This window comes from Brevibacillus sp. JNUCC-41 (genome assembly GCF_014844095.1).
Lineage (GTDB): Bacteria > Bacillota > Bacilli > Bacillales > DSM-1321 > Peribacillus > Peribacillus aracenensis.
This window is the reverse complement of sequence record NZ_CP062163.1, coordinates 3,939,974-3,964,812: the sequence shown is the minus strand read 5'-3', so window position 1 is coordinate 3,964,812 and position 24,839 is coordinate 3,939,974. Positions and strand designations below refer to the sequence as shown.

Below are 24,839 nucleotides of genomic sequence, written 5' to 3'. Positions count from 1 at the left end.
AGATAATAGGCCGTTGAGATAATAAGCAAAGGCTGTTTTCTCATACTTTGTTGCTATTTACCAAGTAAAGCGGCGTGGTTGATTTCCCTTCAGATGCTCGCTTTCCGTGGGGCGGGCCTGTTAGCCGCCTCGGCGTAAACGCCTGTGGGGTCTCACCTGTCCCGCTGCTCCCGCAGGAGTCTCGCACTTGCGCTCCAATCAACCTTAAATCGTTTAGTTTTTAAAAACAACAATCTTTACGAAAAGAGCTTAAGCAAAAAACTATTAGTAGGTAGGCAAATTCGAGGAAAAGCCATTTTTTTCTAAAAAATTTTCCAGTTAATTTAGATATCCGCTCTCTTCTTCATGTTTTTTACTTTATTTGTAAACTTAATAACTTCATTGACATGTAACATCAAGATTTATGTTAGAATATTCTGTAGTTTCAACTTATTCAAGGGGAGGCAATTTAATGGGGAAATCACTTAAAGGGCATGAACTTTTACAAGTTTTAACAGAGGGGAAACAACCTCCGAATTGTGATCTAACATTACAGATTGAAGCAAATTATGCCCAGGATGGAATTGCGAGAGGTGTATGGAAAGTAGATGAAAAGTTTATTAACGGAATTGGTGTAGCAATGGGTGGATTTGTCACTTCTGCAGCAGATATTATGATGGCTTATGCGATATCCTCTAAATTAAGTATCGGACAATCCTTCGCATCCATTGATTTACATACTACCTTTCATCGACCAGTGAGATTAGGAGACGTACAGGTTGAAGCAAAAGTAGACCGAATCGGAAAAAAAACTGCTTATGTACTCGCAGATTTATTTCAAAATGATAAAAAAGTGGCAAGCGTTGTGTCATCAGTTATGATCCTTTAAACTAGATAAAAAAGCATGTTGCACAAAAAGTCCTTCGTAACATGCTTTTTTCATTTAGACAATTCGATAAAATCAAGAACGTCCACAAGATTCACCGCTTCTCCAAATCACCTCATTGTAATTACCATTTTAGGATGCCCCATCATCAAACAAACCATCGCAGCACAGGGCTTTTGAGATCCATCGTGAATAGACCGTAATCAATGACGACCATTTCATCATTCTCGTTATATCCGACATTCTCTAAACGCAAATCTATTGGTATAATACCGTGCCTCAGTAATTTTAATTCCAACTTGATCAGTTTCGTATATTCCTTGATTGCAAGCGGCACTTTCGTGTCCACCTTTTTCATGATAATCCAGCCCGTCCCATGCTCCTTAACCGGACATAAATACTTTTTGACTTCCTCATTACAGTTATTATATATATAAGCTTCATTTGCATTGCTTATTAATCCTACTTCTGACAATGCAATTTTTAAAATATAGCCATTATTTAAATCATAGACGACCCGGTTAAAACCATGCCCGATCATTTTATACTTGAACTTAAGCGTTTTTCTGGCTGTAGCTACTATTTGTCCAGCTGTTTTATAAATTTGGAATATCCCTATTTGAGATATCCAGGACTCAATGGCATTCATCTCTTGCTTGGACAGTATTGTACTTTTATTCGGCTGATGTATCCTTTCCTTACCATTTTTAATTGGCCACATTCCCTAAACGTCTCCTTTTTTAAAAATTTATTACTAGAGAGATGGGTTTACTTGGATGAAAAAACAATAGGAGAATAAATGCTTGTTCTCATTTTTTCAAGGTTTCCCCCTCGTTTATACGATATGCCTTTACTATAAAACGGCTTGTACTGTAGCTGAGGATACTAGAAAAAATTACAAATTTTTCAATGAAGGGGCGGAAAGAGATGGACCTGCTTATTTTTGAGTCTTCATAAATAAAGCCAAAACCCCCGGGATTGGTTTTCAAGGCCAAATCCCAGGGTTTTTCCTTTCCATATTGTTTTCATTTTTGACAGGTATACATCGCCTATTCATCTACTATGCTAATAAGTCAACATCTTTTGGTTGCTCCATATGATGATTCTTTTTAATGGATAGCGCAGCAATTATTGAAATGGCGGAACAAGCGATCAAGAACCAAAATGCCCCATTGTAGGATCCTGTAAGGGTGATGATAAAGCCCATGACAAGAGGTGATATGAAACCTGCGGCCTGTGCCCCCATATTAATTACTCCCATTGCGGAACCGATAACCTTTTTAGACATGATTTTATGCGGCAAAGCAAAAGCAACTGTAAAGGCAAAGCTTTTAAAGACCATACAAAGATTCAAATAAACCATTGCAGCTACTAAGGAGGTCGATGTAAACATCAAATATAGGAATATCCCAGACATAAGCATGCCAAATGCCGCATAATATTTTTCCAAATTATTAAAAAACCTGTCAAGAAGCCATCCACTGAACAACATGGCAACTCCTGTTGAGATACCCGGTAACGCTGCATAAAAACCCATGGACAATAGGTCCATTCCTCTAGCTTCCATCAAATAAGATGGAATCCAGGAGGAAAGCCCCCAATTTACTATTCCGGCAGCAAACCACATGACAGTTATTTTCCACAATCCGGAATTCATCAGCAATTCCTTCATTGGAACACTATTGTCTTTTAATGGAGCAGTGCTTTCTTTTGGTTTAAAATATACCCAGAAAGCGATCGTTAACAATATTCCTAGCAATCCGATTACATAAAACATATTTCTCCAGCCCATAAATAAAATCATCGGCGCAGCCACCAGCGGGGCAAGTGCCATCCCAAAGTAATTGGATGACATCAAATAAGCAGAAGCCTTCGGCCTTTCATCCCGGGGAAAATAATCCGCAATCCCTTTTTGGGAAGCGGAAGGATATCCTCCCTGACCGAGCCCGAAAAGAAAACGTATGACGAGTAACGAAATAAGGGACCAGGCAAAACCGGTAAATACGGTAAAAACAGACCATACAATGATGGACCATATTAAGACTTTTCTCGAACCCAGTTTATCTGTTAGCCATCCTCCTGGTATTTGCATGATGGCATAGGATAGGAAGAAGCTACTCAAGATTGCCCCGACAGCAGCAGCATCCAAATTAAATTCTTCCTTTATAGATACAACAGCCACACTCATGACCATCCGATCCAAATAATCAACCAGATAACCAACAAACAGCAAAAATAATATAAAGTGCTTATTTTGGGACCCTCCAATGTAACGCTTCATCTTATTCCTCCCTTTTTCTACTAATCCTTCGTTTTTCTTTCCATATGCAAATTAATGCGTATTATCTATCGATCCTGAAATGTTGCCACTTTATTTATTTTTGAACTTCGGAACCTTCTAATTACCTTCCCATATCGTGCTCCTGTGTATTCCCCATGATAAACGGTTAATTTTCCATTTATATAAACCACATGTATGCCTTCAGGTTCTAATAGCGGCTCATCAAATGTAGCTCGATCTTTAATTTTTCCGGGATCAAATATAACAATATCTGCCTGATATCCCTCTTTAATTAGCCCCCTATCCTTTAATCTCATTAGCTGCGCAGGAGCACCTGTCATTCGACGAATCGCTTGTTCAAGCGTCAAAGCTCCTTCTTCCCTAACATATTTGCCTAATACTCTCGGAAATGTCCCGTGTAATCGTGGATGCGGCTTACCACCAAAAATCCCATCAGATCCCACCATTTGCAGCGGATGACACATACTCTGCAAAACATCCTCCTCAAAGCCCCAATGAATGACCATTGCTACATTCCCTTTTTCCTCAATAAGAATATCAAATGCGGCATCTTCAGGGGATTGCTGCCTGATTTCTGAAATTTCAATCATATCCTTACCTTCTAAGCGTTTATTAGAACCCGTTTGAACGGAGGTAATCATGATATTTTTCCAGCCACAATTCAAAACCCAATTTTCATAGTCTGTGTTTGTTTTAAATTCATCAGAGATTCTTTTTCTGAATTCTGGAATACTCAATCGTTTCAGCGTTTCTTCCGTTCCGCCTGCATGCATCCAAGGTGGAAGTATGGCATGAAAAACGGTTGAAGCTGCTGAATATGGATATTGATCAAAGGTAATTTCAATACCTTCCTGTCTAGCGGCACTCATCTTATCCAGTGCTTTCTTAAATTTATCCCTGTTTCCTTGGCCGATTATCTTAAAATGAGAAATATGTAATCTTACACCGGATTGTCTGGAAACATCTATGACTTCATCCAAAGCTGATAAAGAGTGAATGCTTTCATTCCGGATATGGACAACGAAACAGCCATCATATTTCGCGGTACCCTTGCATATTTCAATCAATTCTTCCTTATTGGAGAAAACATTTGGGGGATATACCAATCCTGAGGACAAGCCTACTGCTCCCATACGCATTCCTTCCTCGACCAGCAAACGCATTTTTTCCAATTCTTGTTTAGTTGCCACCCTATCTTCAAATCCCATGACCAAGGAACGAACCGCGCCATGAGGTACCAGGTAAGCTGCGTTTCCTATCATTTTTGACTTTTCTAGAAATGAAAAATATTCATCAATGCTATTCCATGGCCATTCCCCAATATCACCATTCAGTCCACTTAATTGTTTTTTCCATAACGGCTTTGTTTTTTCTGATACAGGAGCAACAGAAATACCATCCTGGCCAAATAATTCTGTGGTCACACCCTGAAGTGCTTTTATTTTATGAACTTCTGGAACAGTGCAAAGTAAATCGGAATGAACATGAGGATCAATAAATCCTGGTGAAACTGCCAACCCATTGGCATCTATGGTTTGCCCAGCCTGTTCGCTGCTTAAATTCCCCATTAAAGTAATTCTTCCATCCTCGATTCCAATGTCAGTTTTCGTCCAAGGGTTCCCTGTCCCATCATAAACCCTTCCATTTTTTATAATCACGTCTAGCATTTGACCACATCCTCTATATATTAGTTAGACTAATTGATGATTTAAAATAGAATCAAAAGGGTAAATCGGTCTGCTTATATTCTTGTAATCAAAGGTTGATAACTTCGCACTGCTTAACCCAGGCGAGTCAACCGTTATGATTTCTTTAGCAATAGGCATGAAGGCTGCGCGAAAATGGTGAGATGATTTCAAACCAACAATACTTGATTTCTCAACATCTATTCCATGAAGAAGGAAAATTTGTTCATCAAAGGTCTGGGAATTAACAGAGCATACAATGATATCCACATTACCAACCAATAATCTTGCGCTTCTCCCCAGGTTCACCTTGCTTCCATTCCACATCGGTGAGGACTGAATAAACTTGCCATCAGATAGGCTTTTTACATAAGCTGATATTTTTAGAGGGTTACCATGTAAACGATCTGTTTTTCCGCCTAATTCGACATGAATTAGGGACCCCACACCTTCTTTATGGGCCACTTTTGCTACTTCTGGATCAAAAATAAACCCAAAGCAGCTATTTGGAATGTTTGCTTCTATCATTTCCTTCAATAAAAAGGTGCCATCACCTGGTGTACCAGCACCAGGGTTATCAGAAGCTTCATTAATGATGATGGGCATTTCATTTCGGGAGAAAGCATATGAAATGGCTTCCTTTGGTGTCGGCAATATTGGATAAAATTCATCTTTCTTTTCAAAAATTCTAGCAGCTATATCATTTGATATTTTTTGTGCTAAAGAGGGTTCATTATTCGTAATGGTAATTACCGAAACTCCTGCGTGAGGGATATCTGAATATGGAAAGCCATGGAATAAGGTACAATCAAGGACCTCGGGATGCTTTTCCCATTCCTCGCACCATTCATTGATTTCTTTAATTGGAGAAAAGTAGGAGGTTGTAGTAGGAATTAGTAATGGTAATTTAGATAGAGCCATTTCCGGGTTAACTTTCCCTTGAATCATGCGAGCGGTTATATCAATCGCTTCTATCCCCCTTTCATAGGAATCCGTATGAGGGTAATCTATATTGCCGAGCAGTACATCTGCTTTTTCAACCATGGTTTCCGTAATATTACCATGGAGGTCCAAAGCAGCTACTATTGGTATTTTTGAACCCAAAACGCTTCTTAATTCCGATAGGATCTCTCCTTCAATATCGTCAACTCCTTCTGCTACTCCTGCTCCATGAAGAAATAGACAAATCCCATCCAATTTTCCAGCATTCATAATACTTGATATTAATAGATTTTTTGCTTTTTGAAACGTTTCCTGTGTTATCGTTCCTGAAGGATTGGCCATGGCTGCAAAGGTTGGCACAATTTCAATCCCCAGCTCTTCTCCCCGTTCGATCATCCCACCCAAATAATCCAATACACCAGTATGCCTATCGAGAAGTTCCTTTCCTTGGGTCCATTCCCATACTTTAAATAAGTCGACTGTCGTTCTTACTCGAGAAAACGTATTCGTTTCATGGGCCAACTGACCGATTGCTATTCTCATAAAAGTTCCCCTTTCTTCACTATTAATAAATAAAACCTTATCTGACTGACTCCCTGGAAAATTGGAATTCATATAGCTGTCGGGGTCTTCCTCGGTTTATGGGCTGTTCCTCACCCACGATGACGGCTAGATTCGTATTTTCAAGGGTATTCAGGATTCTCCTTGCGCTCCTAATGGTCAAACCCAGTCCGTTAGCAAGATCATTAGCTGTGATGCATCTATTGCCAAAGCACTCACAAAAGGAAAGTAATTTGTTAATGGTTGCAATACTGAGCCCAGCCGTTTTTGCTAAATTCATTAGATGTGGGTCATCACTCCGCAAGGAATATTTCAATCTCCCATCTTTTCCGACAGGCCCAAAAACCGTTCCATCCATGTCAACCACAAAGCAACTCGGTTTATTAAGCCTCGCTTTCATAAGTGCTTTACGGGCACTCACTTCCGCTTCGTTTGCTGTATATCCAAATCCTATTCCGATGGTGGTCTCTACATCGATTTTCATGGCTATCTCATCTAATAGCGGAGCTTTTTTATATTTGTGGGTAGTCCTTTCAATGGCGCCCCGAGTAGTTATAAATCGGACTTCATCTCGTTCTGACCAGTCAAAAATAGCCTGGGCCTCTTCACAAAAATCGATAAGAATATTTTGAAGTGCTGCTTTTTTTCGCTGTTCTCCATATTCTGATACGGGCTTTTTTAAAGAAGAAAGCAAGTTATTAAAATGCAGGATTCCAATGGCAATTTGTGTATCGCTTTGAAGTAAGGCCTTCCCCTCCAAGAGAACATTATTCAAACTAGATCGAATGGCGGACATTGTAGGGAGGACCCTGAATACTAGCACCCCTAGCCCTTTTAACGATTCGTATACAGATTTAACACATGTAACGGCCACCTGAGTTTGATTATTTTTCCATAATTCATAATGAAAATGAACCAATTCATCCGCTTTGTGATCAGCTTTCAGAAACATCTTTTCTGGATATATTTCTAAATCCTCAAAACACTCTTTTACTTCTCTATTTGGCAATGTGTCAATACTAATCCTTAACGGTTCCTTGATTGGATTGAAAGAAGTTTCAGTAATGATCTTAAAAAGTGTTCGATACAAAGATGTTCCTGTTGAGGGGATAAAAACCATTGGCTTTGTAATATTTTGATTCTTTACCATTTGATAAGGAATGGTGCCTAAAAAGAATAAAACATCCGCCTCGTCGACTCTTCTTCTAATCACATCTATTGTTTCCTGTTCATGTTTATAAGGTGCAGGTAACATGGTAATGTCAGAGTACGATTGGCCGATGGTAAGCACTAGTTCTACTAAATCTATAGGACCTATTACTAATACTTTTGTATTCATTTGATCCTCCACTTTCATTTTTCAAATAATACTGAATAGTAAGTTTTTATTATTGTTTATAACTTTAACTATCTAAATAATAAAAGTAAATGTCTGTTAATGGACCGAAATACGTTTTTTTAAGCGGTTAGTTATTTATTTGATCTTTCTCCACTCCTTTTGCAATGGAGAATACTATATCGTCGTGCCTGGTCCATTATTGATCTATTATCCAGATCATACGTTAATGGGCGGAATTGGAGAAAAAATGTCTATTTGCCGAATATCATTGTTTATCAAGACCTACATTAAAAAAATATAGATAAATTAAAGGACATAACCTATTTGTTATATCAAATAGGTTATGTCCTTTATTCTTTAAAAATCGCACTCGATTGTGAAAAATGTCTAAAGTAATTTATGAATTTGAATTTGTTGCCATACAATTTTATAATTGTATGAAAAAAGGATGAGGATTGTGCCTATTAATTCGTTTGAAGTGACATGGAAGCCGACATTAAATCGAGAAAATAGACCGATTTATCAGGCATTAGCTAAGCAATTAGAATCTGACATTAAAGAGGGACGCTTAGTTCCAGGCACAAAACTTCCACCGCAAAGAGAGTTAGCAGACTATTTGGATGTGAATCTAAGTACAATCTCAAAATCATTTAAAGTAGCTGAGTTAAAAGGATTGATTAGTGCAACCATTGGCAGTGGAACGTATGTTTCATATGATGCGATTTCGAACGCATACTTGCTTTCAGAAGAAAAGCCAAAACATTTAATTGAAATGGGCGCAATGCTACCAGATCGTGTATCATACGGACCTTTACATGACCTACTGCAATCCATGTTACAAGAATCCGATTGTGCAAGATGGTTTGGGTACAGCCGGCCAGGTGATTCGATCTGGCAAAAAGATGCAGGCGTCAAATTATTAAAACATGCCGGTGTTGAAACGACTAGAGAGCATATCTTACTGGCTAATGGCGGACAAAATGCCATCACCGCAACACTTGCAGGTCTTTGTCAGCATGGAGACCGGATAGGTGTCGATCACCATACATATCCAGGGTTAAAGACAGCTGCCGCGATGCTGGGCATCCAGCTTGTCCCGATTCGGTCAGAAACTGATGAAATGAGTCCGGAAGCACTTCTTTATGCATGCAAAAACGAAAACATTAAAGGCTTATATATTATTCCGGATTACCAGAATCCGATGACGTATAAAATGAGTATCGGTACTCGAAAGGCTATTGCAGAGATTGCCATAAAGTATAATTTATTTATCATTGAAGATGGAATGTATCATTTAACCCAAGACAAAGTATTGCCGGCCGTAGCGACATATGCACCTGAGCATTCGATTTATATAGCGAGTTTATCGAAATCGATGGCACCTGGACTCCGTCTTGCTTATGTGGCAGTTCCTTTTAAATTCCTGGATCCTACTCGAAAAGCTCTTTATAACTTAAATATTTCCGTATCGCCGCTACTTGCGGAGTTAACAGCGAGAGCAATCGTATCGAGTCAACTTGAAAACATTGTTGCACTTCATAAAGAGGAAACTAAAGCTCGCAATCAATTGGTCAATCATTATTTAGATAAGGAAAATTGTTTAGGCGGAGAAACAGGGATTTTTCGCTGGTTACATCTGCCGAACCGTTATTCAGGGGACCAATTTGAACAAATAGCTGCAGCACAAGGTGTACAAGTTTATAGTGGAGGGCGATTTGCGGTAGGTAATGTCGCCCCGGCAAATGCAGTGCGTTTGGGGATTTGTGCGCCAGAAACGAAAGAGGAACTTGAAAAAGCGCTTAATATACTAAAAAAAATAATTGAAACGTGAAAGGAATATTGTTTGCCATACAATTATAATATTGTATGGTTTTTTATGTACGTGTTATGATAATTCAAATTTAGCGGGAGGATATCATGCCTCGATACAGTAAAGAAAACGAAACAGCTAATGATTTTTAAACAATATGATTAAAAGGAGCATTTAGAAATGCACAACAAATTTGCAAAGAGAGCTAGTTTGGTTAAATCTTCTGAAACGCGTGAAATCTTAAAGGTCACAGAACGGCCAGAAGTGATTTCTTTTGCAGGAGGTCTCCCGGCTCCGGAACTGTTTCCCATGGTTGAACTGAATGTGGCATGTGAAGCCGTTCTTAAAGAAGATGGCCCTGCTTCCCTTCAATACAGTACAACAGAAGGTTATATCCCGCTTAGAAACGCGATCATTAAGCGGATGGATGCGATCGGTATTCAAGCCCATTTACAGCAAATCGTGATTACATCAGGGTCCCAGCAAGCTATTGACCTGACAGGAAAGCTCTTTCTTGACGAAGGGGATACCATCATTTGCGAAAGCCCTACATACCTGGCTGCGGTCAATGCTTTTAAAGTATACAATGCCAACTTTGTAGAAGTAGAGATGGATGAAGACGGCATGATGATGGAAGAACTGGAGAAACGGCTTCAGGAGAATCCCCAGACAAAATTCATTTATACCATTCCCGATTTTCAAAACCCGACAGGCCGAACGCTCAAGCTTGAAAGAAGAAAAAGAATGATCGAGCTCGCCAGCCAGTATGATGTTTTGATTTTGGAAGATAATCCGTACGGAGCTATCCGGTTTTCTGGAACTGCCCTTCCGCCAGTAAAATATTTTGATACAGAAGGCCGGGTTATTTATCTGAGCACCTTTTCGAAAATCTTCACACCGGGACTTCGGCTTGGCTGGATTTGTGCGGATGAAGTATTTATTGAGAAATACGTGGCATTTAAACAGACAGCAGACTTACACTCTGACAGCTTTGCACAGCGGATCACGGCTAAATATATGGAACTTTATGATATAGAGGCTCATATTGAGAAAATTAAAGCCGTATACAAAGAAAGGTGCATAACGATGATTTCCTGCATCGATCAATTTTTCCCTGAAAACATCTCCTACAGCAAGCCGGAAGGCGGATTATTTATTTGGGTAGAGCTTCCTGCTTCAGTTGATTCAAGTAAAATCTTTGTGGAGTGCTTGAAAAATAATGTGGCCATTGTTCCTGGCATTCCATTTTTTCCAAATGGTACACAAAAGAACACATTACGGTTAAATTACTCGAATACAACGAAAGAACAAATTAGGGAAGGTATAAAACGTATTGGTGAGGTCTTACATCATGAATTAAAGCAAGAACAACATCTTCTTAAGCAATGACAAGGCAACCTAGCTTCTGTCATTGCAGCTCTATATGAAGGAATGCTTATCTTGTCACTTTCAAAATCTATTAATAGAAAAAATAGGGGGAATTATGATGCCATTATCAAATACAAAATTAAACACTTGGAAGCCATTTTCAACATCACCGCCACCACCGTTTACTCCATTTGTTAAAACAGTACTGAATAAGCTTATATTAAAAACAGATTAAGAATCTGTGAAATATAAGCTGTTTCGCAGATTCGAAGGAGTAGACGATGAAATCTAACATTCAGTTTATATTATCAATGATAATCTTTGGTACGATTGGTTTAGTGCAAAGATACATTGATTTATCTTCGAGTGAGACAGCTTTACTAAGTAGTTCAATTGGATGTCTATTTTTAATGTTCGTATTTTTTATGTTGAAAAAATCCATTTCGTGGAAATCAGTGAAAATTAATGCTTCCACCCTATTTCTTTCTGGTATTGCATTAGGAGGGAATTGGATTTTTCTCTATCAATCTTACGATTATACAACAATCACTAACGCAACATTAGGGTATTACTTTGCACCTGTGTTTGTCATGATTCTCTCACCAATTATCCTTAAAGAACAATTACCTATCAAAAAGATTGTTTGTATTGGTGTTGCGATATTAGGTATGTTATTGATTGTTGGAAATGGCATAAGTGCATCTGGAAAAGGTGATCTGCTTGGGATCTTTTTTGGATTAGCTGCAGCTGCATTTTACGCTGCATTAATGTTATTAAATAAATTCATTCAAAACATGGCCAAGTTAGAGATTACCATGATCCAACTTGGAACAACTGCTTTGCTGCTATTACCTTATGTGCTTATTACTGAAGGATTTAGTATCTTCGAAGTATCCAGATCATCCATTCCCTTTATAATTCTATTAGGGATTGTTAACACTGGTATTGGATTTTGGTTATTTTTTTCGGGTATGCAAAAGTTAAAAGGACAAAGTATTGCTATGCTAAGCTATGTAGATCCATTTGTAGCGATACTGATTTCTGCTCTTATCTTGCAAGAGCAAATGACATTTGTTCAAATGCTTGGTGGTATATTGCTTTTAGGTTCAACATTTGTTAGCGAAAATAAATCAATAAAACTTTCAAAGTCAACCTGAAAACGACAGTTTTAAGCTTCTTACCTCAATTTTTTTTAGATAGTCAAGGTCATTTTTTCCAGTTTCTTTTATTGGGACTCACTTTTACAGCACTTACAGGTATTTGGAACTTACTCTATCGTACTAATACGACAGCAGAATGGTCTTAAAAAGAGAGAGTGTTAATAGTGCCATGGTATTTCGGGTACAGTATTATTAGTATTCGGTGTAAGGTTATCCTTAGAAGAATAACTTTGATGATTATTAATTTGAGAAATAATCAATCTAATATATGGTTGATTATTTCTCTTTTGCATTTAGGGTATCAGCCTTCTAAACTCTCTAATAAGGAGAGGATTTCATTATGAATCTCTTCTTATCTTGACCTACTATCATCAAATGTCTGAATTCGATACCCTTTTAAACGTCTAAGATGTGTAGATACATTTATTTATATATATAATCAGCTTTTTTCTGGTTCATCTAACTCTCCATAATATAGGCTTCTCGATCCTTAACAATCCTTCCATAGTCAAATCAATATATTCCTTAAATTACATTAGACTACTTAGGAAAGAGGCTTCCAATTATCTAATTCAAGGGATATTTGTTGCTTTTCTTTTCCTTCTAACTGTTTATAGATTGCTTCATTATATGAAACAGACATTGAAATAACTGCAATCCTCTGGCAGCTTCAATGTTAAAGAGTATAAATGGCTATATATTGCGTAGGATATTTTGCTAATCATATCTATATCCATTGGAAATCAGATACCAATCTAGGAACCTAATACTTCAGTTCTTACTGGAGAAATTGATGCTTTCCTTGCATAAAAAAATGCCCGATTCCATAATCTTGGAATCGGACATTTTATAAAGCCATTAAAGTTAAAGTGAAACTGTGCTGCTTTTTTGACATCTCATACAGCGTAGACATCTTTTTCGTTTCCTAGGTTTTAAGTGAAATACTAATAGCACGATCACAAAAACTTAATGGAATTTACCAGTTAATCTAAAACCAATTTCTGCAACTAGAGTGGATAGTAAAAATGTTCCTGTATAAACAACTAGAGATATAACAACTATACGCCATCCCAATTTCTTGAATTCTTTCAAATCTTTCCCGAAAGAAAGGCCAGCATAAGCCAAAATAGGTGTTGCCAATGCCATAAAATTAACTTGTTCTGTTATTTTAATGATTGATGCGTTTCCTGGAAAAATCGGAGTTGTAACCAATAAGGCTAACATAGAAACCCAAACAACAATTGGTAGTTTAATAGGGGAGATTTTTGCGAAAAAGAACCCTAATATCGTTACAGCAACAATGATCATCATACCTGGTAATGCGTCAATTGGTGAAACATTGTATCCAATCCAATTTCCCATAATAGCTATTATGCCGATAATTAAAAAAGTCAATATTTTATCTTTCATATAAAATCTCCCCTTTATGCCCTATGCTTCAATATTTTTGATTTGATCTTTTTTTGACTTTCGCCCTAAAATAGGCTCAAATTTTTTGTATAAATAGTTTGTAAAAGGAAGAGAAAAGAATACACATATATACGTTCCTAAAATTGTTGTAATTAAGTTAGCAGCACCAGCAAAAACTGCGATATCCTTTGCGGATTCCGGGAATATAACAGCTAATGCCCCTGACATGGCAGCCATCATACTACCTGAGCCTACACCCGCGCCCATGGCTAGTGAAATTGGATGAAACCAACCAGTTTGAGCCAAAAAGCTTGCTAACACTGACAGATATAAAGCCCCAAACAAAGTACCACAAACATATACGCCCAGCGCTCCCCGTCCTTCTGGTGAATCCGAGCCATATTTCTCAGCGATAATGGCTAAGTTAGGTTCTCTATCGATTGAAAAAGTAGCACCGACTGCTTCTCTTTTCATTCCAAGTAATAAAGCAATCGGTAACCCTAATAGGATAGTACCTGCGAAATGTCCCACTTCTTGTAATCCTAAAGAAATCCCAGCATCAAATATCTTCGGCAATGAAGGCCCCATTAACATTCCCAATTTGGCTACAAAAAGCATGAATGAAATCCCTAAAATATTGGCCGCTACATTCATTTCCTTCATTTTTAAAATTTTGAAAGAAGGTAAACTAATAATGGCTCCGATAATTAATGCATACAACATTGGAAATAATGCAATGGCTCCAATCCCAATGTTAAACGTTTTGACGCCAATAAATTCTGTAACACAGACTAATATCAAAACAAATAAATGAATTTTCCAATTACGCAGAGAATTTTCTTGCACTTTATTACACTCCTTTTCTACAAATTATGCTGATTCTAAAAGGAAAACCAACACTGTTTTTGCTTATCATTTTTTAACTTATTGAATTTTTTCAGTTGTATTCATAGCCAGTCCGACGATAAGGGAAATCCCTTGGATCATCGCTTTTTCATCTGGCAAAAATACGTCACTATGCAGCTTCATCGGATCCTCAGGGTTTTCTCCTACTCCCAAGAAGACAAATGTACCCGGGACTTTTTCTAAATAGAAAGCAAAATCTTCACTTGCCATACTTGGTTTTGACAACCACTGCACTGAGTTTTCTCCAAATAAATCAGTAGCAATGGCAGCAACATGTTCATTAAATTTTGGATCATTCATTGTAACAGGATACCCCACTGTAAAGTTATAGTTTATTTCAACTTCTAATTTAAGTGCGGAAGCCACTCCTTCGATAATCCGTTGAATGCTTGCAGCCACTTCCTTACGAGTGTTCGCATTAAGTGTTCGTACAGTTCCTTTAAAACTAGCTTTTTCAGGAATAATATTATAGCCATCTCCTGCTTCAATTGTTCCGATTGTAATAACAACGGAATCTACTGGATCTGTTTCTCTGCTAACAATTGTTTGTAGAGCTGTTACAACATGAGCAGCACCCACAATAGCATCTACTCCTTGATGCGGTGCTGCCCCGTGACCTTGTTTACCTTTTAATACAACATCAAAAGAATCCATACTTGCCATTATCGCACCATTTCTAAAACCATAAGTTCCAGTAGCTAATTCAGGCCAAACATGAAAAGCAAAAGCATGGTCGACGGGAGGGTTGCTTAATACACCTTCTTCAACCATCATTATTCCCCCGCCCTTCATCTCTTCAGCAGGTTGAAAAATGAATTTTATTGTACCCGCGATATGATGCTTATTTTGAGATAAAATATTAGCGGCAGATAGTAACATTGCGGTATGCATATCATGTCCGCAAGCATGCATAACCCCAGGATTTTTAGATTTGTAGCTTACATCCGTTTTCTCCTGTATAGGTAAAGCATCAATATCAGCTCGCAAAGCAAGCACAGGTCCCTCTTCATCTCCACGAAGAATACCCACAACCCCTGTCTTAGCCACTCCGGATGTCACTTCAATTCCAAGATCTTTTAAATAATTTGCAATAATTTCAGCCGTTTTATGCTCTTCAAATCCAAGTTCAGGATTTTCATGAATCATCCTTCTTAATCTCACAGCTTCTTCATATATTCCAGATGTTTGCTCTACTATTTCAGTTGACTTTATTGCATTTGACATTTTTTTGATCATCATCATTCATCCCCTAAAGAAAAATAAATACAAAATATTCTAGCTATAATATCAATATTTTAGTTTTAAAAACTTTCATTATAATAAAAAAATGATTTTTTTGAAAAAACCTTATTATTTGATAATTCCTAATAGATATTGTTATACTACCATTTCAAATATTGACTGTAAATATTGAAAATACAAAAAATTCATTATTCTCTTTAAGCGAATGTTCAAAAAGGAGAACAAAAGAGCCAAGTTGTTAGAGGAACGATTGTCTCGAGGATCCGGAAAGTATCATACGCGAGGACCAGATTTGCACAAGATAAGGTAAGCTATGAAAGCGACTTATCGACGAAGGAAATGGTTAGCTATTTTTAGGACGGGTACGACTTTAGCGGAAGGTCATAAAAAAGCGACACTTCGTTATTGAAGTATCGCACCATTACATTGAATAATTTAAAAACTCAAAAATTGAAGCAGATATTATGGCAGTTGTACACGGTCAAATCAGAATGCAGCATCCTTAAATCTTGAATAGTTTTCATCTCGCCTCTCCTCCATAGGTAATACCTTTCTCCACTTATTTCCATTTAAAATCCTGAACTTAATGTCCTGAAGTCATTTTAATACCTACAGCCCCTGCAATAATACACATAATAAATAGGATTAATCTTAAACTTCTAGGTTCATTAAAGAAGATCATTCCTGCTAAAACACTTCCAACAGAGCCGATACTGGTCCATATCGCATAGGCAGTCCCTATTGGAATGGAATTTAATGACAAAGAAAGAAAATAAAAGCTTAAACTCCCAAAAAAAAGACAAGCTACAGTGGGAAGCAATTTTTTAAACCCTTTTGCACGTTTCAGGCTTATAACACTGCCAATCTCGGCAAATCCGGCAATAAGAAGAAAAAACCAAGCCATTGAATCATCCCCTAACCTTGAATAAATCATTTCACTTCCTTTAATGTTTAGGTTGTGCTGGATTGATTTTTATTCCGATTATTCCTAATATCATTAAAGCCATAAAAAATACTTTCAGTGGATTAATGGTCTCTCCCAAAAAAATCATTCCAGTTACTACCGTTCCCACCGTTCCCAATCCAGTAAACATGGAGTAACCAGTTCCTAAGGGTATGGAATGTAAAGCTTTTGAAAGTAAAAAGAAACTAAAGATTATAATCTGCCGTTACCATACTAGGTATAATTTTGGTGAATCCGTGTGAATATTTAAGACCGATCACCCAGACGATTTCCAAAAGTCCTGCCATTATGATATATATCCATGCCATTTTATCGCTCTCTCCTTCGGCGTTGACACTTATTTTGGAACCACGAAGTTCTCCATATATCGATAAATCGCAAAAGCTACCCCATTCTCATCATTTTTAAGGGTTGTCGTTGTACATACAGCTTTTATGACATCTTTCGCATTTCCCATCGCTACGCTGTATTCAACTTTCTCGAACATGGATACATCATTGTTGCTGTCCCCGATTGCCATTGCTTGATCTAAGGAGCCATTCATCAATATAGCCAATTTTTCAAGAGCCATTCCTTTTGAAGCTCTTTTACTAGTAATTTCAATGTTGTGATCAGCAGATGAAACAACCATCAGCTCATCAAACTGTTTGAATTTGTTCCATGCTTCCCCTAATTTTTTTTCATCAAAAGAACATGCCAATATGTTATAGAATTCTTCCTCCTGTTTTAAGATATCATGATAGTTTTCAACTAAAACATATCCAAACTGGTCAAATTGCCTCTCCGCTACTTCAACTAATTCTTTCATATCTGTATTCAAATCTGCGTTTTTCAAACTTTTAATCTCATTATGGAAATCTTCTCTTTCCTTTTTAAGAGTATAAATGGCTTTATCAGTAAACACTTCGTAATAATAATTCCGTTCATCTAACCATTGGAGAATAGATTCGACACGATCTTTAGTTATTGTAATAGAAGAAATGCACTTTCCGCTTTTTGAATGAATGGTTGCGCCATTTGTCCCGATTACAAATAGGGATATCCCGGCTTTTTCACAAATTGTTTGAACGTCAAAATAAGCCCGTCCTGTTGAAATAACTACTTCGAAGCCTCTATCTTGGGCATATTGAATCGCCTTTATATTTTCTTCACTAATTTCATTCTGGTCGTTTAATAATGTTCCGTCTAAATCTATCGCAATGAAACTCATGCTATACAGCCCCTTTTCTCATTCTATCTATTAAATTCTCTTTCTAGCTTTATACCAGCTATCAATAAAAATCCAATCAAAAAAGTGAGTACTCCCTCTTCCATCTCGATATGTCCTATTATGGGCTATGCTTGAATCCAATTGACTTCCTCTAATTTTGAATGATTTCTCCATTCCTCTGGAAATGGTTGCTCGCAGACAATCACATCGACTTTTTCTAGAGGACAAACTTTACAAAATGTGTCGACACCAATTTTAGAGTAATCCGTTAACAATATAACTTGTTTTGATACCTCGACCATCTTGCGAGAAACTAATGTTTCACGTAAATGATAATTACTAACCCCACTTTGAATGGAAACACCGCCAGCTGAAATGAACGCTTTATCTATATTAAATTGATTTAACATTTGTTCAGTGAGACCGCCGCATATAGATTGATGCTTTGGATCAATTTGTCCACCCAGTAATAGAATTTGTCCAGTAAACTTATTTTGATTGAGCAATTCGGTTAACACGGACGATACAGGAAGAGAATTGGTTAAAATCGTAATGTCATTCTTATTTTCAATGGACTGCGCAAATTCAAGCATGGTTGTCCCTACATCAATGGCAATCACATCTCCATTAGAAACGAGTTCTACTGCTTTTTTCCCAACCTTGATTTTCGCTTCTTGATTCACCGTTGTACGCTGTGTAAATGGTGGCTCCTCAAATTCAAAAACTGTTTTAATCGCTCCACCGTAAACCCTCTTTAAAAGTCCTTTTTCCTCTAACATCATCAAATCGCGTCGAATCGTTTCCTCTGAAACATTAAATTGATCAACTAATTCCATAACTTTTACTTTTCCCATTTTGTTCAGTTCTTTTAAAATTTCATTCTTTCTTTCTTCTGGCAAAACAGACATATTTCTACCCCCGTGTTCATCAATAATTTATAAAATAATGCATTCTTTCTTCGATACAAGAATTTGAACGCGTGCTCCTTGCTCAAACATTTTCCCTCGGTGGTGAAGATAATCTACAAGGAACGCGGACTCATCTGTTTCTACTTCATATCTTAAAACATTCCCTGTCATAGAAACATCTTTAATAAACCCTTTAATTCCCCAGTTCTCTTGTAAATCCAAGCTATCCTCACCAACAGAAACTAATTGTAAAACTTCAGGACGAATGGCGACTTCATTTCCTTTTAATTCTGTGCTGCGAACAAGTTTATGGAAAACTTCCATATTACAAACATTATAATTTCCGATAAATTTTGCAACAAATGTATTGACTGGAGAAGTATAAATTTCTGATGGAGAACCGGATTGTACAACTTTTCCTTTATTCATGACAAAAATCCGATCAGACATGGTCATTGCTTCTTCCTGATCATGAGTAACAAAAATTGTTGTAATATCTAATTCTTTCTGTATTCTCTTTAATTCCTTTTGCAAACTTTTTCTAATTTTAGCATCCAATGCGCTTAACGGCTCATCCAAAAGCAGTACTTTTGGCTCCATGACAAGCGCACGGGCAAGAGCAACCCTCTGCTGTTGCCCGCCAGATAACTGATGGGGATATGAATCTTCTTTTCCTATTAAATCAACCATAACAATCATCTTTTTCACTCTTGCTTTAACATTCTTTACCTTTTTCATTTTAAGGCCGTACGCTATATTGTCAAAAACGTTCATATTCGGGAAAAGCGCATAAGACTGAAATACCATACCGACTTCACGCTGACGCGGTGATAAATTAGTTATATCTTTTCCATCAATTAAGATTCTACCTATATCAACACCTTCAAGCCCCGCAATGGAACGTAATAATGTACTTTTTCCGCATCCGCTTTGCCCAAGAAGTGTAGCAAATTCTCCTTTTTTTAATGTTAAAGAAATGTCATTTAGAACGACTTGATTTTCATACCCCTTAGTCACTTGTTCGATGGTTACATAGCCCATTATTTTTCACCTTCTATAGCAGCATTTTTATTACTGTATTGTTTTTTAATAAATGAAAGAATACGCTTCTTATTTGACACGACACGATTTTTTTCGTTTCTAAACGTAAGTTTTAATACAGTCCCCGTTAAAAGTAAAATCAGTGAATAATAAGTAATGACGATTGCACTTGTTAAGTGACCACTGCTATTTAGTTTGTCGGCAAGATAAATTTGAATGGTTTCAAATCGGCCCCCAACAAGCAAATTGGCAAAAGCAAACTCACTAAATAAAAGAGCGACTGATAATAAGGTAGACACTAAAATACCAGATATAATATTTGGAAACACCACTGTGCGAAACGCCTGGAATTTTGTGGCACCGAGTAATTCAGCTGCATCGACAAGCTGCACGGCATTAATCGTACGAAGACTGCTACGTATACCTTGATACATAAATGGCAGAATCGTTATGAAATAAGCACCGATTAAAATCCAAGGTGTTCCGGCAATGTGAATCGGTCCATCTGAATACACCTTTATTAATCCTACAGCTCCAACAATGGGAGGAATTCCATAAGGAAGCATGGCTGCTGCTTGAAGTAATCCTTCCCATTTACTGAAATATACCGTGATGATAAAAATAGTCGGCAGCATAATAACAACACTAAAACCTACAGACATGATAATTAAAAACAGCGTTCGTCGAAAAGCAGCATAAAATCGTTCATCTTGAAATAATTCAATATACCATTTCATTGTATAACTCTCAGGTAAAATGGTATGATCCCATTTACCGGCAATCGAGAATAAAAATGTTCCTATAAGCGGAATTAATAAATAGATGACTAGTAACCCAACAATCACCTTATGAAAAGTCAATGAAGGTTTCATCGTAAATCCCTCCTAATGCGGCGCATCATTCGTTCATTGAACCACATCGCCCCTATCATTGTCGCTGCTAGAAGTACTCCCATCGCACTACCTAGCTGCGGCTTTAATGCAACGTCACTTGCAACTAGTGAGGCAATTTGCAATGACAATAAGTTATAGTTGCTGCCTACTAATGCATAGGCTGTAGCGTAAGCTCCCATCGAATTAGCAAACAATATACTGAATGTACCTACAATACTAGGTAAAAGAACTGGAATCCCAATGTGAAGCCAAAATGATAATGTTGATCCTCCTAATAATGAAGAAGCTTCTTTCCATTGTTTCTTAATTCCTTGATAAGACGGGTAGATGAGCATAATAGCAAGCGGAATTTGAAAATATATATAAACAAGAATGAGGCCTGTCCATGAATATAAATTAAAATCCGCAAACACATCCCCACCAATTTTTGAAAAAAGCAACGTAAACAACCCATTGTTTCCAAGTAAAATAATAAATGAAAATGAAAGGGGAATCCCCTCAAAGTTCGACGTCATATTGGCAATCATTAGTAAACGATTTTGTATTTTTTGTGAGAACTTTGTAAACGAATAGGCTGCAATGACTGCTATAATCACAGAAGTTACAGCAGAAAATAAAGAAATGACAAGGCTATTTTGAATGGCTTGTAAGTAAAATTTACTTTTAAATATGGTGATATATTGATCAATCGTAACTTGAATTCCATTGTCTGCATAAAAACTATTTTTAATCATTGCCACTAATGGTCCTATTTCAAATCCGATCACAAATATAATAAATGGCAGTAAAAGAGCTAATAAGTAAATTTTTTGTTTTTTTATTTTTCGCAAGACTTCTCGCTCCTTTTTGTTCTCTAACAATTTGGGAATTGGTTTAACAGTACGTTCGTTAAACCAATTCCCGTCAACCTTCATTCATCATTTTAATGTTGAATAGTGTATCTTTTTAAAGGGTATTTTTTCCTTTCAGACCTGGAAATTGATATGAAATCATTTTATTGGACGGCTCAATATTTAAAAGTTCACAAACGAGCGGTGCAATAGCTAATTGCGGAACTACTTCACTGTAAACGCCAGGCTCCACTTTTGGACTCATGATAAAGAGCGGTACATCACGCTCACCATCAGTTATGCCGCCATGGTTGCCATATTCACTCATACCATGATCAGATGTAATTAAAATGTGGTAACCTTCTTTGATCCAAATTGGCAAAAGTTGTGCCAACAAGCTTCCCATTTTTAAGATTTGTTCACGATATTCTTTCGATTCGGAACCGAAAATTTCTCCTTTTACATCTACACCGAGCGGATGAATATATAAAAAGTGTGGGTCATACTTTCTGCGCAAAGCTTCTGCATCCATTAACACATGACTGTCTGGATAGTCATCATCCCAATAAAATTTTCCATATTGAATCGGCTTTGACTCATCCTCTTGCTCACGATCTTCAATAAAATGGAATGGCGCGCGATTATAAAGTTCGCTTACCCAGTAATAAGATACCGTTCCGTTTCTTAAGCCGTTTTCTTTCGTAAGATGAAAGAGACTTTTCTCAGAAGATAAGCGAACGGCTTGATTAGACGTAATTCCGTTCACTGATGCCGGTGTACCCGTTAGTAACACTTCATATAATGGACGGGAAAGACTTGGGAGTTCCGACTTTACTTTGTAAAGTGCTGCCTGATTTGTTTCAACTAGATGTTGAATAAATCCAAGAGCCTCACATGCTTTATCATATCTCATACCATCAACAATAATTTCTATTACTTTATTTGACATGGACTAACACCTCTTCTTGCCAAAGCTGCGGTAATTTTTTAGCCGTTTCTTCCCAAGCTTTGTAATCTTCAATTGGTTTTGCATTTTTGTATTGTTCTTCTGGAACCATTTTTTCAGCTACTTCTTTCGGTAGTTTTACATCGCGAATTGGACGGGCAAATCCTTTAGCTAAGTTAATTTGCCCTTCATCGCTTAAGATATATTCTCTAGTTGCCATCGCCGCATGCGGATGCTTTGCATTTTTGTTAATAATAGTTGCGTAGCCGCTTACGACTGAACCTTCACTTGGAATGGCGACATCAAATTGATCGCGGTTAATTTGGTCAGCGTAACCAAGAGCATTGAAATCCCAAACAAGGGCAACTTCCACTTCCCCTTTTTCGATGTTAGCCGGCTTGGCATCAGTTAAGCTAAGGCGGCCTTGCTTGGCAAGCTTAGCAAAATAGTCAATTCCTGGTTGGAGATTTGTTTCATCACCACCGTAAGCCTTAGCGGCAGCAAGAACGGCCATTTGGTTCTGCGTACCACGCTGAACATCTCCAACTGTTACTTTATAATCTCCTTTTAATATGTCATCCCATGATTTTGGCGGGTTATCTACTAGTTCTTTATTAGTTAAGAATGCAATCGTTCCTTGGTATCCAACAACCCAATCTCCATTGTCATCTTTTGCCCAGTCAGGTACCTCGTCCCAATAGGAAGTTTTATATGGCATCGTCAAATCTTTTTGTTCCGCGATGGGCCCAAAAGATACCCCTACATCGCCGATATCAGCTGTTGCATTCTCTCCTTCCGATTCCATTTTGGCAATCTCTTCGGCACTGGATAAATCTGTATCATTGTGTTCCAATGTATATTTTTTCATCACTTCATTCCACGTTTCTCCCCAGTTAGCCCATGAATCAGGCATTCCCACACTATTAATTGTCCCCTCTTCTTTGGCCTTTGTTTCAATTTCCTTCAGGGTTAACGAACTTGGATCCTTAACTACTGGAGCAGCCTCCTCTTTAGTAGATCCACAAGCAGCTAATCCTAGTACACTCACTCCTAACATCACAACTTGAATAGACTTGTAACAATTCTTCTTGAATGTGTAATTCATAAAAAGTGCCTCCAATTAGTGTGGAATTATTAATGTTTATTACTGTTTGTTACGGTTCAATCATAATCATTTAATATAAATCCCACATTAATCCAATGTTAAGAATTTGTAAATCGGTTCTTTAGTTGTCCAATTCATCATCAGCTTTTATGTTCATACAATTGAAAAGGGTAGCTTTTTAATAGATTCGCGGGATTTGATAGGTTGACATTTTGCATCGTATCGATGGCAAGCTTTTTTGCTTGTCTTTTACTCAATGAGGTATGAGACCTAACCGTTTAAACAAATTGATTGCCTATTGTAAAAGTTAAACGCTTTATTTAAATAAACAGCCTTGAGGGTACCCGGAAATCTACCGGGCTCATGCCTTTTACTTTCTTCAGTTTACCCAATCCCGCCATTTGCGAAAAAATGGTATATTATAGTCTATGACATCTATGGTTTAAGACAAGGAGTGATGTAGTATCCGTAAACGGTGGATCATTTCAGCAATTGCTGGATTATTGCTTATTTTATTAAGTGTAATTGCCTTCAATTATTTCGGGAGCGATAAAACGGAAAAAGGAAAAAATGCGGAAGCCAAGGAGTCCAAAATTCCTGAGGTGCAGGATTATGGCGGGATCCACCTAGAACAAGTCGGCGATAAGGTCCGCCAAAAAAATTGGGGAACCTTCACATTGCTTGAAACGAAGTCCATTAATGAGTCATTTGAATTGGCATCAATGGTCATCACAATCAAGGATATACGAAGGATTCAATTGTCTTCACTCTCAGATGAAGCAAAGGAGGAGCTCAAGTCCTATACGGGATTGAGTTTTGAAGAGGCTTATTCGATATATTATAAAGAGGATTTATCCATGGAGGAAATCGATCAACGGGCTGCGTTGTCTAAAACGGATATTGATGAAGAGGTTTCCTATCTAGAGATAACTTATTCCGTGGAAAATAAAGATTCGAAGGAACTTCAGTTCTTCAGCATGGAAAATGTTACTTTCAATGATGATCTTACATATGATGTGCCTACTAAAAATTTCATCCATTCCGGGGATACTTTTATGGGGACAAAAAAAGTAAGCCGATCAGATTACCAACCAGGAGAAATAAGAAATGGCACAATTGGTCTTTTGGTTGATCCCGAGGAAAACTTCGAAAGGCTCGATTCATTTACATTCAGTACCGATGATATAGCCGATGGTGAGTCTCATGAAATATTGGTGGAGGGGACTTCATTTGATATTCCCCTAAAAGGAAGGTAGTTTTATAGTTTATAAAGATAAGATGGAAAACCCTAAATAAGGGGAACCTCGAAAAAAGGTTTCACTTATTTAGGGTTTCATATGAGTTCCCTAACG

Annotated in this window: 23 protein-coding genes and 1 pseudogene; 6 read left to right on the top strand and 18 right to left on the bottom strand. The window is 37.4% G+C overall.

All coding sequences use genetic code 11. From position 1 onward, the window contains the following. Nucleotides 1-451 precede the first annotated feature (451 nt). Complete coding sequence (locus tag JNUCC41_RS19340) at nucleotides 452-868, top strand: PaaI family thioesterase (RefSeq protein WP_192204393.1); 417 nt, start codon at nucleotides 452-454, stop codon at nucleotides 866-868. A 145-nt stretch (nucleotides 869-1,013) separates the two neighbouring features. Here JNUCC41_RS19340 and JNUCC41_RS19335 read toward each other — a convergent pair whose 3' ends face one another. The 5 genes from JNUCC41_RS19335 to JNUCC41_RS19315 all read right to left on the bottom strand — a co-directional run bounded on the left by JNUCC41_RS19335 (nucleotide 1,014) and on the right by JNUCC41_RS19315 (nucleotide 7,694). Then, nucleotides 1,014-1,586: a hypothetical protein gene (locus JNUCC41_RS19335; protein ID WP_192204392.1), complete on the bottom strand. Its 573-nt coding sequence runs from the start codon at nucleotides 1,584-1,586 to the stop codon at nucleotides 1,014-1,016. 339 nt (nucleotides 1,587-1,925) lie between these two features. Further along, nucleotides 1,926-3,146, bottom strand: a complete 1,221-nt coding sequence (locus JNUCC41_RS19330) for an MFS transporter (RefSeq protein WP_192204391.1) — start codon at nucleotides 3,144-3,146, stop codon at nucleotides 1,926-1,928. 65 nt (nucleotides 3,147-3,211) lie between these two features. Then, entirely contained in the window at nucleotides 3,212-4,834 is a 1,623-nt protein-coding gene (locus JNUCC41_RS19325) for an N-acyl-D-amino-acid deacylase family protein (RefSeq protein ID WP_192204390.1), read from the bottom strand. A 24-nt stretch (nucleotides 4,835-4,858) separates the two neighbouring features. Continuing rightward, nucleotides 4,859-6,337, bottom strand: coding sequence for a M81 family metallopeptidase (locus JNUCC41_RS19320; RefSeq protein WP_192204389.1), 1,479 nt, complete (start codon nucleotides 6,335-6,337; stop codon nucleotides 4,859-4,861). 37 nt (nucleotides 6,338-6,374) lie between these two features. Then, entirely contained in the window at nucleotides 6,375-7,694 is a 1,320-nt protein-coding gene (locus tag JNUCC41_RS19315) for a helix-turn-helix domain-containing protein (RefSeq protein ID WP_192204388.1), read from the bottom strand. 457 nt (nucleotides 7,695-8,151) lie between these two features. Between JNUCC41_RS19315 and JNUCC41_RS19310 the strand changes: the two genes are divergently transcribed. From JNUCC41_RS19310 to JNUCC41_RS26845, 4 genes and pseudogenes are all read left to right on the top strand, one after another. Next, a complete protein-coding gene (locus tag JNUCC41_RS19310) occupies nucleotides 8,152-9,525 on the top strand; it encodes an aminotransferase-like domain-containing protein (RefSeq protein WP_228467375.1) in 1,374 nt (457 codons plus the stop codon). Nucleotides 9,526-9,684: 159 nt separating this feature from the next. Further along, nucleotides 9,685-10,893, top strand: a complete 1,209-nt coding sequence (locus JNUCC41_RS19305) for an aminotransferase-like domain-containing protein (protein WP_192204386.1) — start codon at nucleotides 9,685-9,687, stop codon at nucleotides 10,891-10,893. 260 nt (nucleotides 10,894-11,153) lie between these two features. Continuing rightward, nucleotides 11,154-12,029, top strand: a complete 876-nt coding sequence (locus JNUCC41_RS19300; RefSeq protein WP_192204385.1) for a DMT family transporter — start codon at nucleotides 11,154-11,156, stop codon at nucleotides 12,027-12,029. Continuing rightward, nucleotides 12,020-12,260, top strand: a pseudogene (locus JNUCC41_RS26845) (LysE family translocator); the annotation flags it as partial. The gene JNUCC41_RS19300 and the pseudogene JNUCC41_RS26845, both read left to right, overlap by 10 nt. A 738-nt stretch (nucleotides 12,261-12,998) precedes the next feature. On the opposite strand, the gene JNUCC41_RS19295 reads toward JNUCC41_RS26845, so the two are convergent. The 13 genes from JNUCC41_RS19295 to JNUCC41_RS19240 form a co-directional block, all read right to left on the bottom strand. Next, a complete protein-coding gene (locus JNUCC41_RS19295; RefSeq protein WP_192204384.1) occupies nucleotides 12,999-13,442 on the bottom strand; it encodes a hypothetical protein in 444 nt (147 codons plus the stop codon). 21 nt (nucleotides 13,443-13,463) lie between these two features. After that, nucleotides 13,464-14,288 carry a DUF3100 domain-containing protein gene (locus JNUCC41_RS19290; RefSeq protein ID WP_192204383.1) on the bottom strand — a complete coding sequence of 275 codons (825 nt, stop codon included), beginning with the start codon at nucleotides 14,286-14,288 and terminating at the stop codon, nucleotides 13,464-13,466. Between the two features lie 78 nt (nucleotides 14,289-14,366). Continuing rightward, nucleotides 14,367-15,587 carry a M20 metallopeptidase family protein gene (locus JNUCC41_RS19285; RefSeq protein WP_228467374.1) on the bottom strand — a complete coding sequence of 407 codons (1,221 nt, stop codon included), beginning with the start codon at nucleotides 15,585-15,587 and terminating at the stop codon, nucleotides 14,367-14,369. 586 nt (nucleotides 15,588-16,173) lie between these two features. Beyond that, the gene (locus tag JNUCC41_RS19280; RefSeq protein WP_192204382.1) at nucleotides 16,174-16,494 is read right to left on the bottom strand and encodes a DMT family transporter; all 321 of its coding nucleotides are present in this window, start codon (nucleotides 16,492-16,494) and stop codon (nucleotides 16,174-16,176) included. A 40-nt stretch (nucleotides 16,495-16,534) separates the two neighbouring features. Then, nucleotides 16,535-16,708, bottom strand: a complete 174-nt coding sequence (locus JNUCC41_RS27145) for a DMT family transporter (RefSeq protein WP_286182423.1) — start codon at nucleotides 16,706-16,708, stop codon at nucleotides 16,535-16,537. Nucleotides 16,709-16,739: 31 nt separating this feature from the next. Next, nucleotides 16,740-16,862, bottom strand: a complete 123-nt coding sequence (locus tag JNUCC41_RS27140) for an SMR family transporter (protein WP_286182154.1) — start codon at nucleotides 16,860-16,862, stop codon at nucleotides 16,740-16,742. A 29-nt stretch (nucleotides 16,863-16,891) separates the two neighbouring features. Then, entirely contained in the window at nucleotides 16,892-17,764 is an 873-nt protein-coding gene (locus tag JNUCC41_RS19270) for a Cof-type HAD-IIB family hydrolase (RefSeq protein ID WP_192204381.1), read from the bottom strand. Nucleotides 17,765-17,889: 125 nt separating this feature from the next. Continuing rightward, a complete protein-coding gene (locus JNUCC41_RS19265) occupies nucleotides 17,890-18,672 on the bottom strand; it encodes a DeoR/GlpR family DNA-binding transcription regulator (RefSeq protein WP_192204380.1) in 783 nt (260 codons plus the stop codon). A gap of 27 nt (nucleotides 18,673-18,699) precedes the next feature. Beyond that, a complete protein-coding gene (locus JNUCC41_RS19260; protein WP_192204379.1) occupies nucleotides 18,700-19,713 on the bottom strand; it encodes an ABC transporter ATP-binding protein in 1,014 nt (337 codons plus the stop codon). Beyond that, nucleotides 19,713-20,585, bottom strand: a complete 873-nt coding sequence (locus JNUCC41_RS19255) for an ABC transporter permease (RefSeq protein ID WP_192204378.1) — start codon at nucleotides 20,583-20,585, stop codon at nucleotides 19,713-19,715. Before JNUCC41_RS19255 ends, JNUCC41_RS19260 begins: the two co-directional genes overlap by 1 nt. Next, on the bottom strand, nucleotides 20,582-21,436 hold the full coding sequence (locus JNUCC41_RS19250; RefSeq protein ID WP_192204377.1) for an ABC transporter permease: 855 nt from the start codon (nucleotides 21,434-21,436) through the stop codon (nucleotides 20,582-20,584). Before JNUCC41_RS19250 ends, JNUCC41_RS19255 begins: the two co-directional genes overlap by 4 nt. A gap of 115 nt (nucleotides 21,437-21,551) precedes the next feature. Then, nucleotides 21,552-22,385, bottom strand: a complete 834-nt coding sequence (locus JNUCC41_RS19245) for an alkaline phosphatase family protein (protein WP_192204376.1) — start codon at nucleotides 22,383-22,385, stop codon at nucleotides 21,552-21,554. Next, nucleotides 22,375-23,487: an ABC transporter substrate-binding protein gene (locus tag JNUCC41_RS19240; protein WP_192204375.1), complete on the bottom strand. Its 1,113-nt coding sequence runs from the start codon at nucleotides 23,485-23,487 to the stop codon at nucleotides 22,375-22,377. Before JNUCC41_RS19240 ends, JNUCC41_RS19245 begins: the two co-directional genes overlap by 11 nt. A gap of 503 nt (nucleotides 23,488-23,990) precedes the next feature. Here JNUCC41_RS19240 and JNUCC41_RS19235 point away from each other — a divergent pair. Beyond that, nucleotides 23,991-24,743: a hypothetical protein gene (locus JNUCC41_RS19235; RefSeq protein ID WP_192204374.1), complete on the top strand. Its 753-nt coding sequence runs from the start codon at nucleotides 23,991-23,993 to the stop codon at nucleotides 24,741-24,743. Nucleotides 24,744-24,839: the final 96 nt, after the last annotated feature.

Coding starts and splice junctions, on each gene's coding strand:
- JNUCC41_RS19320 (WP_192204389.1), bottom strand. CDS start 6,337: ATGAGAATAGCAATCGGTCAGTTGGCCCATGAAACGAATACGTTTTCT.
- JNUCC41_RS19255 (WP_192204378.1), bottom strand. CDS start 20,585: ATGAAACCTTCATTGACTTTTCATAAGGTGATTGTTGGGTTACTAGTC.
- JNUCC41_RS19335 (WP_192204392.1), bottom strand. CDS start 1,586: ATGTGGCCAATTAAAAATGGTAAGGAAAGGATACATCAGCCGAATAAA.
- JNUCC41_RS19270 (WP_192204381.1), bottom strand. CDS start 17,764: ATGAGTTTCATTGCGATAGATTTAGACGGAACATTATTAAACGACCAG.
- JNUCC41_RS19305 (WP_192204386.1), top strand. CDS start 9,685: ATGCACAACAAATTTGCAAAGAGAGCTAGTTTGGTTAAATCTTCTGAA.
- JNUCC41_RS19285 (WP_228467374.1), bottom strand. CDS start 15,587: ATGATGATCAAAAAAATGTCAAATGCAATAAAGTCAACTGAAATAGTA.
- JNUCC41_RS19330 (WP_192204391.1), bottom strand. CDS start 3,146: ATGAAGCGTTACATTGGAGGGTCCCAAAATAAGCACTTTATATTATTT.
- JNUCC41_RS19245 (WP_192204376.1), bottom strand. CDS start 22,385: ATGTCAAATAAAGTAATAGAAATTATTGTTGATGGTATGAGATATGAT.
- JNUCC41_RS19340 (WP_192204393.1), top strand. CDS start 452: ATGGGGAAATCACTTAAAGGGCATGAACTTTTACAAGTTTTAACAGAG.
- JNUCC41_RS19295 (WP_192204384.1), bottom strand. CDS start 13,442: ATGAAAGATAAAATATTGACTTTTTTAATTATCGGCATAATAGCTATT.
- JNUCC41_RS19300 (WP_192204385.1), top strand. CDS start 11,154: ATGAAATCTAACATTCAGTTTATATTATCAATGATAATCTTTGGTACG.
- JNUCC41_RS19325 (WP_192204390.1), bottom strand. CDS start 4,834: ATGCTAGACGTGATTATAAAAAATGGAAGGGTTTATGATGGGACAGGG.
- JNUCC41_RS27140 (WP_286182154.1), bottom strand. CDS start 16,862: ATGGCATGGATATATATCATAATGGCAGGACTTTTGGAAATCGTCTGG.
- JNUCC41_RS19280 (WP_192204382.1), bottom strand. CDS start 16,494: ATGGCTTGGTTTTTTCTTCTTATTGCCGGATTTGCCGAGATTGGCAGT.
- JNUCC41_RS19265 (WP_192204380.1), bottom strand. CDS start 18,672: ATGTCTGTTTTGCCAGAAGAAAGAAAGAATGAAATTTTAAAAGAACTG.
- JNUCC41_RS19240 (WP_192204375.1), bottom strand. CDS start 23,487: ATGAATTACACATTCAAGAAGAATTGTTACAAGTCTATTCAAGTTGTG.
- JNUCC41_RS19260 (WP_192204379.1), bottom strand. CDS start 19,713: ATGGGCTATGTAACCATCGAACAAGTGACTAAGGGGTATGAAAATCAA.
- JNUCC41_RS19315 (WP_192204388.1), bottom strand. CDS start 7,694: ATGAATACAAAAGTATTAGTAATAGGTCCTATAGATTTAGTAGAACTA.